The sequence below is a fragment of the Kitasatospora sp. NPDC101447 genome (genome assembly GCF_044767225.1).
Classification (GTDB): Bacteria; Actinomycetota; Actinomycetes; order Streptomycetales; family Streptomycetaceae; genus Kitasatospora.
This window is the reverse complement of sequence record NZ_JBIWNL010000010.1, coordinates 174,616-190,984: the sequence shown is the minus strand read 5'-3', so window position 1 is coordinate 190,984 and position 16,369 is coordinate 174,616. Positions and strand designations below refer to the sequence as shown.

Annotated in this window: 1 protein-coding gene; it reads left to right on the top strand. The window is 76.5% G+C overall.

Translation table 11 applies throughout. The features are described from left to right. Window positions 1-94 precede the first annotated feature (94 nt). Window positions 95-16,366: a type I polyketide synthase gene (locus ACIRST_RS17430; RefSeq protein ID WP_402803002.1), complete on the top strand. Its 16,272-nt coding sequence runs from the start codon at window positions 95-97 to the stop codon at window positions 16,364-16,366. Window positions 16,367-16,369: the final 3 nt, after the last annotated feature.

The window sequence follows — 16,369 nt, the reverse complement described above, 5'->3', positions numbered from 1 at the left end:
CGCCAGGGGTGCGCGCGCGGCGCCGGACCGGGCGTCCGGCCGCGCCCTTCCCGCACGGCGTTCCTGGCAGACCCCCGGAGAGGTTGACGTCCCGATGTCGAACGAAGACAGGCTCCGCGACTACCTGAAGCGGGCGATCGCGGACCTCCACGAGACCCGCGAACAGCTCCGCGAGGTGACCGAGCAGCGCCGGGAGCCGATCGCCGTGGTCGGCATGGCCTGCCGGCTGCCGGGCGGGGTCGCCTCCCCGGAGGAACTCTGGGACCTGGTGCGCGACGGCGTCGACGCCGTCTCCACCTTCCCCGCCGACCGCGGCTGGGACCTGCCCGAGGGCGCCGTCACCTCCCGCGAGAGTGGCTTCCTGCACGACGCCGGCGAGTTCGACGCCGAGTTCTTCGGCATCTCCCCGCGCGAGGCCCTCGCGATGGACCCCCAGCAGCGGCTCCTGCTGGAGACCGCGTGGGAGGCCGTCGAACGGGCCGGCATCGCCCCCGGGGCGCTCCACGGAACGCCCACCGGCGTGTTCGTCGGCGCCGGACACGGCGGCTACGACGGCGCCTCCACCGCCCCCGGCCAGGTTGCCGAGGCGGCCGCCGGGCACTTGCTCACCGGCAACACCGTCAGCGTCGCCTCGGGCCGGATCTCCTACGTCCTCGGCCTGGAGGGCCCGGCCGTCACGGTCGACACCGCCTGCTCCTCCTCCCTGGTCGCCCTGCACCTCGCCGTGCAGTCGCTGCGCCGCGGCGAGTGCACGCTCGCCCTGGCCGGCGGCGTGACGGTGATGTCCAGCCCGCAGATGTTCACCGAGTTCTCCCGGCAGGGCGGCCTGGCCGCCGACGGCCGGTGCAAGCCCTTCACGGCGGCGGCCGACGGTACGGCGTGGAGCGAGGGCGCGGCGGTCCTCCTGGTCGAGCGGCTCTCCGACGCGCAGCGCCTCGGCCACCGGGTGCTGGCGATCGTACGCGGCTCCGCCGTCAACCAGGACGGCGCCTCCAACGGCCTCACGGCCCCCAACGGTCCGTCGCAGCAGCGGGTGATCCGGGCGGCCCTGGCCGACGCCGGTCTGACGCCCGGCGAGGTCGACGTCGTCGAGGCGCACGGCACGGGCACCCGGATCGGCGACCCCATCGAGGCGCAGGCGCTGCTCGCGACGTACGGGCAGGACCGCGAACGGCCGGTGCTCATCGGCGCGTTGAAGTCCAACACCGGCCACACCCAGGCGGCCTCCGGCGTGGCGGGCGTGATCAAGACGGTGCTCGCGATGCAGCACGGACTGCTGCCGCGCACCCTGCACCTCGACGCCCCCACCCCGCACGTCGACTGGACCGCCGGCGCTGCCGAACTGCTGGGCGAAGCCCGCGCGTGGCCCGCCAACGCGTGGCCCCGGCGCGCGGCGGTGTCCTCCTTCGGCGTGAGCGGCACCAACGCGCATGTCGTGCTGGAGGCGGCGCCGCCGGAGCCTTCGGAGGTCGGTGATCCCGTACCCGGGGCGGTGCTGCCGTGGGCTCTGTCGGCGCACGGCGAGACGGCCCTGCGGGCCCAGGCCCGGCGCCTGGCCACCCACCTCAGGACTCGCGGACCGCTCGACCCGGCCGACGTCGCATACTCCCTGGCGACGGGCCGGACGGCCATGGCCCACCGGGCCGTCATCGTCTCGGCCGACCCGGAGGAGCGACTGCGCGCTCTGGACGCCCTGGCGGCCGGCGGCGGGGGAACGAGCGTCGTGACGGGCGTGGTGGGAAAGGGGGCGACGGCCTTCCTGTTCTCCGGGCAGGGATCGCAACGGCTGGGGATGGGGCTGGAGTTGTACGCCCGCTTCCCGGTGTTCGCGGAGGCGTTCGACGCGGTGTGCGCGAAGCTGGATCCGGACTTGCGCGAGGTGATGTGGGGTGCGGACGAGGAGTTGCTGAACCGGACGGACTACGCCCAGGCGGGGTTGTTCGCGGTCGAGGTGGCGTTGTTCCGGCTGGTGGAATCCCTGGGTGTGCGGCCGAAGTTCGTGGCCGGGCACTCGATCGGTGAGATCGCTGCGGCGCATGTGGCCGGGGTGTTCTCGTTGGAGGACGCCTGCGCGCTGGTGAGCGCTCGCGGCCGTCTGATGCAGGCGTTGCCAGCGGGCGGTGCGATGCTGGCCGTGCAGGCGACGGAGGGCGAAGTCCTGCCACTGCTGGGCGAGTTCGTGTCGATCGCGGCCGTCAACGGCCCGACCTCTGTCGTCGTTTCCGGCGCGGAGGAGGCCGTCGCGGCGATCGAGGCGCACTTCGCCGACCGGAAGACGACGCGGCTGCGGGTCTCGCACGCGTTCCATTCGCCGCTGATGGATCCGATGCTGGAGGACTTCCGTACGGTCCTTGACGGGCTGACGTACCAGGCGCCGTCGATCCCGCTGGTCTCCAACCTGACCGGCGGCCTGGCCGACGGCCTCCAGGGGCCCGAGTACTGGGTGCGCCACGTCCGCGAGGCCGTCCGCTTCGCCGACGGCATCCGCACGCTGCAGGCCGCCGGCGCCACCCGGTTCCTCGAACTCGGCCCCGACGGCGTGCTCACCGCCCTCGCTGCGAGCGTGCTGCCCGACGGCGAGGCCCTGGCCGCCGTGCTCCGCAAGGACCGGGCCGAGGAACCGGCTGTCCTGGAGGCCCTCGCCCGCCTGCACGTGACCGGCGCGCGCGTCGACTGGGCGGCGGTGCTCGCCGGGTCGGGTGGCCGTCGCGTCGACCTGCCCACGTACGCGTTCCAGCGGCAGCGCTACTGGCTGCCCGAACTCCGGCACCGCGACCCGGCCGTGCCCGCGGCCGACCCGGTCGAGCACGCGTTCTGGACGGCCGTCGAGTCGGGCGACCTGCGGGAGGCGTCGGCGGTCCTCGGGATCGAGGAGGAAACCGCCGAGGCCTCGCTCGACCACCTGTTGCCGGTCCTGGCCTCCTGGCGCGGGCAGCGGCGCCTGCTGAGCACGCTCGACGGCTGGACGTACGGGACGATCTGGGTGCCCGTCCGCGGCCTCACCGATGCCGTCCCGCAGGGTCGTTGGCTCGCCGTCCTGCCGGAGAACGGGGCGAAGGACTGGCCCGAGGCCGTCCTCGACGCCCTCGCCGAGCGCGGCCTGCGGGTCGAGCGGCTGGCGGGCGCCGAGGCCCTGGGCGAGCTGCTCGCGGACGGCTCCGGCGAGCCGGTGGCCGGTGTCCTCTCCTTCCTCGCCGCCGCCGGCCGCCCGGACACCGAGTACCGCCTCGTTCCCCGGTACCTGCCCGCGACCGTCGAGCTGTTGCGCACCCTGGAGGCCGCCGGCAGTCCGGCTCGGCTCTGGTGCCTCACCCGGGGAGCCGTCGCAGCCGAGGGCGCCGACCGGGTGGCCGAGCCCGAGCAGGCACAGCTGTGGGGCCTCGGCCGGGTGGCCGCACTGGAGCACCCGCAGCGCTGGGGCGGCCTGATCGACCTGCCCGCCGGCCCCGACGCCCGCACCGCCGTCCGCCTGGCCGGCCTCCTCGCCCAGACCGCCGAAGACCAGCTCGCCCTGCGCGGCTCCGGCGCCTACGCCCGCCGCCTGACCCACCGCCACCTCCCGGCGGAGCCCACCCGAGCGGCGCAGCCACAGTCCGCGCCGGAGGAACGGACCCCGGCGGGCGCGGAGCAGCCGGAGGCTCCGGGGGCGTCCCCCGCACCGGAGGCCCCCGCCGCCTGGGTGGCCCCCCAGGGCACCCTCCTCGTCACCGGCGGCACCGGCGCCCTGGGCGCCCACGTCGCCCGCTGGCTGGCTCAGGCCGGTGCCCGACACCTCCTCCTCGTCGGGCGCCGTGGCGCCGAGGCCCCCGGTGCGCAGCAGCTGAGCGACGAGTTGGCCGCCCTCGGCGCCCGTGTCACCCTCGCCGCCTGCGACGTCGCCGACCGCGACGCGCTCGCCGCCCTCCTCGCCGCCGTGCCCGCCGAGTACCCGCTGTCCGGCGTCGTCCACGCCGCCGGTGTGCTCGACGACGGCGTGCTGGAAGGGCTCACGGCCGACCGGTTCGACGCCGTGCTCCGGGCCAAGGCCGTCGCCGCCCGCAACCTCCACGAGCTGACGGCCGGGCACGACCTCACCCTGTTCGTCCTGTTCTCCTCGATCACCGGTGTCCTCGGCAACCCCGGCCAGGCCAACTATGCGGCCGCGAACGCCTACCTCGACGCCCTCGCCGAGCACCGCCGTGCCGCTGGGCTGCCCGCCACCTCCGTCGCCTGGGGTCCGTGGGCCGGCGGCGGCATGGCGGGGGACCACCCGGGCCTCACCGGGCGGATGCGGCGCAGTGGGCTCGCCCCGATGGCGCCGGAGCGGGCGGTCGCCGCGCTGCGCCGGGTCCTGAGCGCCGGAGCGTCCGGCCTGACCGTGGCCGACGTCGACTGGAGCGCCCTCGCCCCCGTGCTCACCGCCGCCCGGCCGAGTGCGCTGATCGCGGACCTGCCCGAGGTCCGCCGGCTGGTCCACCCAGAAGCCGGCGAAGCGACCGCGGCCTCCTCGTCGGCCGAGCGACTGCTCGGCCGCACCGCCGACGAGCGGGAACGCCTGCTGCGGGAGCTCGTCCGCACCGAGGCCGCCGCCGTTCTCGGCCACGCCTCCACCGCGACCGTCGACGCGACGAGGGCGTTCCGGGACCTCGGCTTCGACTCGTTGACCGCCGTCGAGCTGCGCAACCGCCTCGGCGCCGCGACGGGCCTGAGCCTGCCCGCGACCCTGCTGTTCGACCACCCGACGCCGGCCGCCGTCGCCGCGCACCTGCGGGCCGAGCTGGCAGGTACAGCCGAGGGCGAGATGATCGCGACCCCCGCCGTCGCCCCCGCCGTCGCCGCCGACGAGCCGATCGCGATCGTCGCGATGGCGTGCCGCTTCCCCGGCGGTGTGGACTCGCCGGAAGACCTCTGGCGACTGCTCGCCGAGGGCCGCGACGCGGTGGGCCCCTTCCCGGCCGACCGCGGCTGGGACACCGACCGCCTGCACCACCCGGACCCGTCCCACGAGGGCACCAGCTACGTCGCCGAGGGCGCATTCGTCACCGGCGTCGCCGACTTCGACGCGGCCTTCTTCGGCATCTCCCCGCGCGAAGCCCTGGCCATGGACCCGCAGCAGCGGCTCCTGCTGGAGACCGTCTGGGAGGCCGTTGAGCGCTCCGGCATCGATCCCGGCACGCTCCACGGCTCCCGGACCGGCGTGTTCGTCGGCTCCAACTTCCAGGACTACCAGGTGCTGCTGGAAGCGGCGCGGGAGGGCGTGGCCGGCCACGTGATGACCGGCAATGCCGCGAGCGTGATCTCCGGCCGGGTCGCCTACGCCCTCGGCCTGGAGGGCCCGGCCGTCACCCTCGACACCGCGTGCTCGTCCTCCCTGGTCGCGCTCCACCTTGCCGCCCAGGCCCTGCGCCGGGGCGAGTGCTCGCTGGCGCTCGCGGGCGGTGTGACGGTGATGTCCACGCCGCAGGTGTTCGTCGAGTTCTCCCGGCAGCGCGGCCTGGCTGCCGACGGCCGGTGCAAGCCGTTCGCCGCCGCGGCGGACGGCACGGGCTGGGCCGAGGGCGTCGGCGTGCTGCTCGTCGAGCGGCTCTCGGACGCGCGGCGCAACGGGCACCCGGTGCTGGCCGTGGTGCGCGGCAGCGCCGTCAATCAGGACGGCGCCTCCAACGGCCTCACCGCGCCCAACGGCCCGTCCCAGCAGCGCGTGATCAGGGCGGCCCTGGCCGACGCCGGTCTGACGCCCGGTGAGGTGGACGCCGTCGAGGCGCACGGCACCGGCACCCGCCTCGGCGACCCGATCGAGGCCCAGGCCCTGCTCGCCGCCTACGGCCAGGACCGCGAACACCCGCTGCTCCTCGGCTCGGTGAAGTCCAACCTCGGCCACACCCAGGCCGCCGCGGGTGTCGCCGGCGTGATGAAGACCGTGCTCGCGATGCAGCACGGCGAGCTCCCGAAGTCCCTGCACATCGACGCCCCGACCGCGCAGGTCGACTGGACCGCCGGCGCGGTCGAGCTGCTGAGCGAGGCCCGCACGTGGCCCGGGACCGGACGGCCGCCGCGCGCCGGCGTGTCCTCCTTCGGCCTCAGCGGCACCAACGCCCACGTGGTCCTCGAAGCGGCGCCCGCCCCCGAGCCGCTGCCCGACCGCCCGGTGGCCGACCGCCCGCTGCCGTGGCTGCTGTCCGCCCGGACACCCGAGGCCGTGCGCGAGCAGGCCCGCCGCCTGGCCGCCCACGTCCGCGCGGCCGGGCCCGCCCTCGACGACGTCGCCCGTTCCCTCGCCACCACCCGAACGGCCCTGGAACACCGTGCGGCCGTCGTCGCGGCCGACCGGGCCGGGCTGCTGGACGGCCTGGACGCGCTCGCCGACGGCCGCGCCACGCCTGCCGTCCTGGAGGGACAGGCCGCAGGGGAGGGCGCACCGGTGTTCGTCTTCCCCGGCCAGGGCTCCCAATGGGTCGGCATGGCGGTGGAACTCCTGGACACCGCACCGGTGTTCGCGCAGCGCTTCGCCGAGTGCGCGGCGGCCCTGGAGCCGTTCACCGACTGGTCGGCAACCGACGTCCTGCGCGGCGAACCCGGTGCGCCCGGCTTCGACCGGGTCGACGTCGTGCAGCCCGTGCTGTTCGCCGTGATGGTGTCGCTCGCCGAACTGTGGCGCGCGCACGGCGTCGAACCGGCCGCCGTGCTCGGCCACTCGCAGGGCGAGATCGCCGCCGCCTGCGTGGCCGGCGCGCTGTCCCTGGACGACGCCGCCCGCGTCGTGGCTCTGCGCAGCCGGGCGATCCGGCGGCTCGCGGGCCTCGGCGGCATGGTCTCGGTGGCCGAGCCGGTCGCCGCCGTCCGCGAGCGTGTCGCACGCTGGGACGAACGGATCTCCGTCGCCGCCGTCAACGGCCCCGGCTCGGTGGTGGTCTCGGGCGACCCCGAGGCCCTGGAGGAGCTGATCGCCGACTGCGAGCGGACCGGCGTGCGAGCCCGCCGCATCCCCGTCGACTACGCCTCGCACTCCGCGCACGTCGAGCGCATCGAGAACGAGCTGCTCGACCTCCTCGCGCCGATCGCCCCGCGCAGCGCCGACGTCCCGTTCTGCTCGACCGTCACCGGCGCGGTGATCGACACCGCCGGACTGGACGCCGCCTACTGGTACCGCAACCTGCGCCACACCGTGGAGTTCGAGCAGGCCACCCGCACCCTGCTGGCCGCGGGCCACCGGGTGTTCGTCGAGGTCAGTCCGCACCCCGTGGTGACCACCGGCGTCCAGGAGACGATCGAGGACAGCGGCCTGCCCGCGGCCGCCCTCGGCACGCTGCGCCGTGACGAGGGCGGCCGCGGCCGATTCCTCCTCGCCCTCGCCGACGCCCGCAACCACGGCGCCCGGGTGGACTGGGACCTCCTGTTCGCCGGTACCGGCGCACGCGCCACCGAGCTGCCGACGTACCCGTTCCAGCGGCAGCGCTACTGGCCGCGTCCGGGCGGGACGGGCGGCGACGTCACCACGGCCGGCCTGGCCGCGCCGGAGCACCCGCTGCTCGGCGCCGCCGTCGAACTCGCCCAGGGCGGCGGGCTGGTGGCCACCGCCCGCTGGTCGCTGCACACCCACCCGTGGCTCGCGGACCACGCCGTCGCCGGTGCCGTCGTCGTCCCCGGCGCCGCGCTGGTCGAGGCGGTCGTCCGGGTCGGTGACGAGCTCGGCTGCGGGCGCATCGAGGAACTGACCCTGCACGCGCCCGTCCTGCTGCCCGAGCGCGGCGCGGTCCAGGTGCAGATCGAGGTCGGCGCCCCGGACGGCACGGGCCTGCGCCCCGTCGCCCTGCACACACGCCCGGCGGACGCGGACGCGCCCGAGGGCTGGACCCTGCACGCGGACGGCACGCTCGGGCCCGCCGGGGTCGAGCCCCAGTCGGCGGCCACCGCCTGGCCGCCCGTCGGAGCCGAGCCGATCGACGTGACCGGCTTCTACCCGGGCCTGCGCGAGGACGGCTACGGCTACGGCCCGGTGTTCCAGGGCGTGCGCGCGGCCTGGCGCCTCGGCGCCGCAGTCCACGCCGAGGTGGAGCTGCCCGAGCCGGCCCGCCCCGACGCCGCCCGCTACAGCCTGCACCCGGCGCTGCTCGACGCGGCCCTGCACCCGGCCGGGCTCGGCCCGCTGCAGGGCCGCCCCGGACTGCCGTTCGCCTGGACCGGCGTCACGCTGCACGCCGCCGGGGCCACCGCGCTGAGGGTGACGCTCACCCCGGCCGGGCCCGACACGGTGTCCGTCGAGATGTCCGACCCGACCGGCCGCCCGGTGGCCGCCATCGAGGCCCTGGCCGTGCGCCCGCTCGCCGAAGGAGCCCTCGACCCGGCCGCCCGGGTGGCGCGCGAGGCGCTCTTCCACCTGGACTGGCCGGCCCTGACCCTCCCCGAGCCCGGGCCGGGCCCCGCCCGCTGGACCGTCCTCGGCGAGCCGCCCGCCCACGCGGCGGCCCTCACCGAGGCGGGCGTCACCCTCGACGCCGACGCGGACGTCACGCTCGTCGAACTCAGCGGCGACGAACCACTCGACGCCCTCGACCACGCCCTCGCCGTCCTCCGGACGTGGCTCGCCGACGACCGCCCCGACGCCACCCTGCTCGTGACCACCCGCCGCGCGGTCGCCGCCGACCCCGCCGAGGACGTCCACGACCTGCCCGCCGCCGCCGTGCACGGCTTGGTCCGCTCCGCCCAGAGCGAGCACCCCGGCCGCATCGTCCTCGCCGACCTGGACGACGACCCGGCCTCCTGGCGCACGCTGCCCGCCGCGTTCGCCACCGGGGAACCCCGGCTCGCCCTGCGCCACGGCACCGCCCACGTCCCCCGCCTGGCCCGTGCCCACACCGCCGAGCCGCTGCCCGTGCCCGACGGTCCGTGGCGTCTCGACATCCGCACCAAGGGCACCGTCGACAACCTCGAACTCCTGCCGAGCCCCGACGCGGCCGCGCCGCTCGCCGAGGGCGAGGTCCGGATCGAGGTCCGCGCCGCCGGCCTCAACTTCCGCGATGTCCTCAACGCCCTCGACATGTACCCGGGCGGCGCCCGCTTCCTCGGCTCCGAGGCGGCCGGCGTCGTGCGCGAACTCGGCCCGGGCGTCACCGGGCTCGCCGTCGGCGACCGGGTGATGGGCATGGTGCCGGGCGGCTTCGGCCCGCTCGCCGTCACCGACCACTGCCTGCTCGCCCGCATCCCGCAGGGCTGGACGTTCGTCCAGGCCGCGTCCGTCCCCGTCGTCTTCCTCACCGCCTACTACGCCCTGCGCGACCTCGCGGATCTCCAGGCCGGCGAACGCCTCCTCGTCCACGCCGCGACCGGCGGCGTGGGCATGGCCGCCACCCAGCTCGGCCGCCTCTGGGGCGCCCAGGTCTACGGCACCGCGAGCGAGGCCAAGCAGCACCTGCTGCGCGCCGCCGGCCTGCCCGACGAGCGCATCGCCTCCTCCCGCACCCTCGACTTCGAGGAACGCTTCCGTACTGCCACCGGCGGCGCGGGCCTGGACGTCGTGCTCAACTCCCTCGCGGGGGAGTACGTCGACGCCTCCCTGCGCCTGCTGGGGCCCGGCGGGCGGCTGATCGAGATGGGCAAGACCGACGTCCGCGACGCCGACGAGGTCGCCGCCGCCCACGGCGGCGCCCGCTACCGCGCCTTCGACCTCCAGGAGGCCGGGCCCGAGCGGATCGGGCAGATCCTCGCCGACCTGGTCGACCTCTTCGAACAGGGCGCCCTGCAGGCGCTCCCGCTCACCTGCTGGGACGTCACCCGCGCCCGCGAGGCCTTCCGCCACATGGCCCAGGCCCGGCACACCGGCAAGATCGTCCTCACCGTCCCGCGCCCCTGGGACCGCGACGGCACCGTCCTCATCACCGGCGGCACCGGCACCCTCGGCGGTGAGCTCGCCCGCCACCTGGTCACGGCGCGCGGCGTGCGGCACCTGCTGCTCGCCGGCCGCAGCGGCCCCGAAGCCCCCGGCGCGGCGGCCCTCGCCGAGGAGCTGACCGCCCTGGGCGCCGAGGTCACCGTCTCCGCCTGCGACACCGCCGACCGCGACGCCCTGGCCGCCCTGCTGGCCGCCGTGCCCGACGAGCACCCACTCACCGCCGTCGTCCACGCGGCCGGCGTCCTCGACGACGGCGTCGTCGAAGGCCTGACGGCGGACCGGCTCGCCGCCGTGCTGCGCCCCAAGGCCGACGCCGCCCGCCACCTGCACGAGCTCACCCACGGCCTGGACCTCGCCGACCTCGTCCTCTTCTCCTCCGCCGCCAGCGTGTTCGGCTCGCCCGGCCAGGGCAACTACGCCGCCGCCAACGCCTGGCTCGACGCCCTCGCCCAGCACCGCCGGGTCAACGGCCTGCCCACCACCTCGCTGGCCTGGGGTCTGTGGGCGCAGGCCAGTACGATGACCGCCCACCTCGGAGCGACCGACCGGGCCCGCGCCGAGCAGTCCGGCGCGCTCACCCTCAGCACCCCCGACGGCCTCGCCCTGTTCGACGCCGCCCTCGCCGCCCACCGTGCGCTCCTGGTGCCCGTCCGCCTCGACACCGCCGCGCTGCGCACCCGCGGCGCGGCCGAACTCCCCGCGCTCCTGCGCTCCCTGGTCCGCGCCCCGGCCCGCCGCACCGCGCAGACCGGGCCCGCCGCCGACGGGCTGCGCGCCCGACTGGCCGCGCTCACCCCGGCCGACCGGCACGCGGTGCTGCTCGACCTGGTGAGCGGGTGCACCGCCACGGTCCTCGGCCACTCCACGGCCGACCAGGTCCACGCCGCACGGCCGTTCCGTGACCTCGGGCTCGACTCGCTGACCGCCGTCGAGCTGCGCAACCGGCTCAACACCGCGACCGGCCTGCGCCTGCCCGCGACCCTGGTGTTCGACCACCCCACCCCCGGCGCGCTCGCCGAGCACCTGGCGGACGGCCTCACCGGCCGCCTCCCGAGCACCGACGAGGGGACCACCGTCAGGACCGCCGCCGACGATCCGATCGCGATCGTCGGCATGGCCTGCCGCTTCCCCGGGGGCGTCCGGACCCCCGAGGACCTGTGGACCCTGCTGTCCACCGGCACCGACGCCGTCGTCGGCTTCCCGACCGACCGTGGCTGGGACCTCGACCGGCTCTACGAGGGCATCCCCGACCACCCTGACTCCTCCCGCACCCGCGAGGGCGGATTCCTCGCCGACGCCGCCGGGTTCGACGCCGCCTTCTTCGGCGTCAGCCCCAACGAGGCCCTCGCCATGGACCCGCAGCAGCGGCTCCTGCTGGAGACCTCGTGGGAGGCCCTGGAACGCGCCGGCATCGACCCCGGCACGCTGCGCGGCACCCGCACCGGCGTGTTCGCCGGCCTGTCCTCCAGTGACTACCTCGACCGGGTCGGCCACGTTCCCGAGGACGCCGCCCCCTACGTCAGCACCGGCAACGCCGTCAGCGTCGTCTCCGGCCGCGTCGCCTACACGCTCGGGCTGGAGGGCCCGGCCGTCACCGTCGACACCGCCTGCTCGTCGTCCCTGGTGGCGCTCCACCTCGCGATCCGCTCGCTGCGCGGCGGCGAGTGCACGCTCGCCCTCGCGGGCGGCGTCACCATCATGTCCACGCCGGCCATCCCGGTCGACTTCGCCCGCCAGCGCGGCCTGGCCGCCGACGGCCGCTGCAAGCCCTTCGCCGACGCCGCCGACGGCACCGGCTTCTCCGAGGGCGTCGGCGTGCTGCTCGTCGAGCGGCTCTCGGACGCGCGGCGCCACGGGCATCCCGTCCTCGCCGTCGTGCGCGGCTCGGCCGTCAACCAGGACGGTGCCAGCAACGGGCTCAGCGCCCCGAACGGCCCGTCCCAGCAGCGTGTGATCCGGGCCGCCCTGGCCGACGCCGGTCTGACGCCCGCCGAGGTGGACGCCGTCGAGGCGCACGGCACCGGCACCCGCCTCGGCGACCCGATCGAGGCGCAGGCGCTGCGCGCCGCCTACGGCCAGGAGCGTGAACACCCGCTCCTCGTCGGATCGGTGAAGTCCAACCTCGGCCACACCCAGGCCGCGGCGGGCGTCGCCGGCGTCATGAAGAGCGTGCTCGCCCTGCGGCACGCCGCCCTCCCGCAGAGCCTCCACATCGACCGGCCCACCACGCACGTCGACTGGACGCAGGGCGCCGTCGACCTGCTCACCGAGGCGCGCGACTGGCCCGCCACCGGACGGCCCCGCCGCGCCGGCGTCTCCTCCTTCGGCCTCAGCGGCACCAACGCCCACATCGTCCTCGAACAGGCCCCGGACCAGGAGCCCGACGAGGCCCCCGCGGCCGAGCGTCCCGCCCTGCCCTGGCTGCTCTCGGCCCGCAGCGCCGAGGCCCTGCGCGGCCAGGCCCGCGCCCTGCTCGACCACCTCGACGGCAACGCCGCCGCACCGCTCGACCTCGCCCACTCCCTCGCCACCGGCCGCGCCCTGCTGGAGCACCGCGCCGCCGTCGTCGGCACGGGCGTCGAAGACCTGCGCGCCGGTCTCGCCGCGCTCGCCGACGGGACCCCCGCTGCGGGCCTCGTGACCGGCCGGCACGCCGCCGGACGCGACCGCAGGGTCGTCCTCGTCTTCCCCGGCCAGGGCTCCCAGTGGGCCGGCATGGGCGCCGAACTCATCGACACCTCAACGGATTTCGCCGAACGGATCGCCGCCTGCGAACAAGCCCTCGCCCCCTGGACGGACTGGTCGCTCGGCGCCGTCCTGCGCGGCGAGCCCGACGCGCCGTCGCTCGACCGCGTCGACATCGCCCAGCCCGCGCTGTGGGCCACCATGATCGGCCTTGCCGCCTGCTGGCAGGCCCACGGCGTCACCCCCGCCGCCGTCCTCGGCCACTCCCAGGGCGAAATCGCCGCCGCCTGCGTGGCCGGCGCGCTCTCCCTGGAGGACGGCGCGAAGATCGTCGCCCTGCGCAGCCGGGCCATCGCCCGCGGCCTCTCCGGCCACGGCGGCATGGTGTCGGTGCCGCAGGCCCACGCCGACGTCCTCGCCCGCATCAAGCCCTACGGCGGCCGGATCTCGGTGGCCGCCGCCAACGGCCCGGCCGGTGTCGTCGTCTCCGGCGAGCCCGACGCCCTCGACGGCCTCCTGGCCGACTGCGCCGGTGACGGCGTCCGGGCCAAGCGCATCCCCGTCGACTACGCCTCCCACTCCGCCCAGGTCGAACGCATCGAGGACACCCTCCTCGCCGAACTCGCCGGGCTGACCACGCGGGCGGCCCGCATCCCGTTCTTCTCCACCGTCACCGCCGACTGGCTCGGCGACACCCCGCTCGACGCCGGCTACTGGTACCGGAACCTGCGGCAGACCGTCCGCCTGGAGGAGTCCGTCCGCGCCCTGCTCGCCCAGGGCCACGACGCCTTCCTCGAATGCAGCCCGCACCCCGTGCTCGCCATGGCCGTCGAGGACACCGCGGCCGACGCGGGCGACCAGGCCGTCGTGCTCGGCACCGTCCGGCGCGAGGACGGCGGCCCGGCCCGGCTGCTGACCTCCCTCGCCGAGGCCCATGTGCGCGGTGTACGGATCGACTGGCGGCCCGCACTCGCCGGCGGCCGACCCGTCGACCTGCCCACCTACGCTTTCCAGCGCCGCCGCTACTGGCTCGCCCAGGACACCGCCCGCACGGGCGCGCCCCTCGACCCCTGCGGGCTGGACCGCGCCGTCCGCCTCGCGGACTCCGACACCGTGCTGCTCACCGGCCGGATCGGCACCGCGACCCACCCATGGACGGCCGACCACCGCGTGCGCGGCACCGTCGTCGTCCCGGGCACCGCGCTGCTCGACTGGGCCGTGCGGGCCGGCGACGAAGCCGGCTGCCCGACCGTCGCCGAGCTCACCGAGCTCACCCCGCTGACCCTGCCCGACCGCGGCACCGTCGACCTCCAGCTCACCGCGGGACCGGCGGCCGCCGACGGCCGACGGGCCCTCACCATCCACGCCCGCCCGACCGACGCGCCCGACGACACCCCGTGGATCCGTCACGCCACCGGCACCCTGACCGGCGGCGACACCACCGGCACGCCGCTCACGGACTGGCCGCCGCGCGAGGCCACGGCGGTGGAGGCGGCGGAAGGCGCCGAGTACGGCGAGCGCTTCCGTACCGTTCGGGCACGGTGGCGGCGCGGCGACGAACTGTTCGCCGAGGTCGCCCTGCCCGAGGAGCACCGCACCGAGACGGCCGGCTTCCGCGTCCACCCCGGCCTGCTCCAAGCCCTGCTCGCCGCCCTCCCGGACGGCACCGACCCCGCCGGCACCGACCCCGTCCAGCCCGTCGACTGGCGCGGCGTCACCGTCCACGCCACCGGCGCCGCGTTGCTCCGGGTCCGGCTGACTCCGGCCGCCGACGGCAGCCACGCGCTGACCGCGGCCGACGCCGACGGAGCCCCGGTGCTCACCGCCGAGGCCGTCACGTTCCGCCCGATCGCGGCCGAGCACCTCGCCCCGGCGGCCGACCCGCTCTACGCCGTCGAGTGGACGTCGACGCCCGGTAGCGCCGTGTCCGCCGACGACGTGACGGACACCGCCGTCCTCGGCGGCGACGACGCGCTCGCCGCCGCCCTCGGCGCCCGCTCCTACACGGACCTCGCCGACCTCACCGCCGCCCTCGACACCGGAGAGCCCGCACCCGCCACCGTCGTCCACCGCCTCACCGTGGCCGACGACGCCGACCCCGTCACTGCCGCCCACCGCGCCGTCCGGGCCGCCCACCGCCTCGCCCGCGCCTGGCTCGCAGAACCCCGCCTCGCCGACGCCCGCCTCGCCCTGCTCACCCACGGCGCCGAGACCGCGGCCCCCGCCACCGACCCCACCGCGCTGGCCCAGGCCGCCGCCCACGGACTGATCCGCTCCGCCCAGTCCGAGCACCCCGGCCGCTTCCTCCTGGTCGACCTCGACGACGACCCGGCCTCCACCGCCGCCCTGCCCACCGCCCTCGCCGTCCCCGACGAGCCACGCCTGGCCGTCCGCGGCGGCGACGTGACGGCGCCCCGGCTGCGTCCGGTGCCCGGCGGCGGGGACGAGCGGGCGTGGTCCTGGAACCCCGAGGGCACCGTCCTGATCACCGGCGGCACCGGCACCCTCGGCACCCTCGTCGCCCGCCACCTCGTCACCGAGCACGGCGTCCGGCACCTCCTGCTCACCGGCCGGCGCGGCCCGGACGCCCCCGGCGCGGCCGAGCTCCTCGCCGACCTGGCAGCCCTCGGCGCCGACGCCCGCGTCGCCGCCTGCGACACCGCCGACCGCGCCGCCCTCGACGCGCTCCTCACCACCGTCCCCGACGAGCACCCGCTCACCGGCGTCGTCCACGCCGCCGGCGTCCTGCACGACGGGCTGCTGGAAGGCCTGACGGACGAACAGATCACCGAGGTGCTGCGTCCCAAGGTCGACGCCGGGTGGAACCTCCACGAAGCGACCCGGCACCTCGATCTCTCGGCCTTCGTCCTGTTCTCCTCCTTCGCCGCCACGGCCGGCGGCCCCGGCCAGGCCAACTACGCCGCCGCCAACGCCTTCCTCGACGCCCTCGCCCACCGCCGCCGGGCCGAAGGCCGCCCGGCCGCCTCCCTCGCGTGGGGATACTGGGGAGAATCGAGTGGAATGACGTCCACGCTGGATGCCGTGGACATCGCCCGCTTCGCGCGCTCCGGCATGCTGCCGCTCACGGCCGGCCAGGGCCTCGCCCTGCTCGACGCCGCGCGCGGCATCGACCGACCGCACCTGGTACCCGTCCGGCTCGACCGGCACGCCCTCGCCGCGGCCGGTATGTCGCCGCTGTTCGCAGAGCTCGCGCCCCGCCGCGCCGCTGCCAGGCCCACCGCCGCCGGCCCGGCCGGGAGCGCGGCGGACGGCGGCGACCGGGGCGTCCTGGACCGGCTGCCCGGACTCGCCGCCGCCCAACAGGAGAAGCTGCTGCTGGACGTCGTCGTCGGACACCTCGCCGCCGTCCTCGGCCACGGCTCACCCGAGGCCGTCGAACCCGAGCGCGGCTTCCTCGACCTCGGCATGTCCTCCCTGACCGCCGTCGAGCTGCGCAACCGCCTCAACGCCGAACTCGGCCTGCGGCTGCCCACCACGACGATCTTCGACCACCCGTCGCCCACCGCCCTCGCCGGGCGGCTGCGCGACCTGGTCGGTGCGCCCACGGGCACGGCGGCGCCCACCCGGCCCGTCTTCGCCGAACTCGACGACCTGGAGACCGCGCTCTCCGCCACCGCACTGGACGCCGACGCCCGCACCCGGCTCCTCGCCCGCCTCAAGAGCCTCCAGTGGCGGCTCGACGGCGACCCGGACGGGCCGACCACAGCCGCCGACGCCCCGGACGACGCGCTCGACGACACCACCGACGACGAGATGTTCGACCTGATCGACCGCGAACTCGGACTCGCCTGAGGA

What these genes read in the sequence shown, in the direction of transcription:
- ACIRST_RS17430 (WP_402803002.1), top strand. Translation starts at nt 95, where the DNA reads ATGTCGAACGAAGACAGGCTCCGCGACTACCTGAAGCGGGCGATCGCG.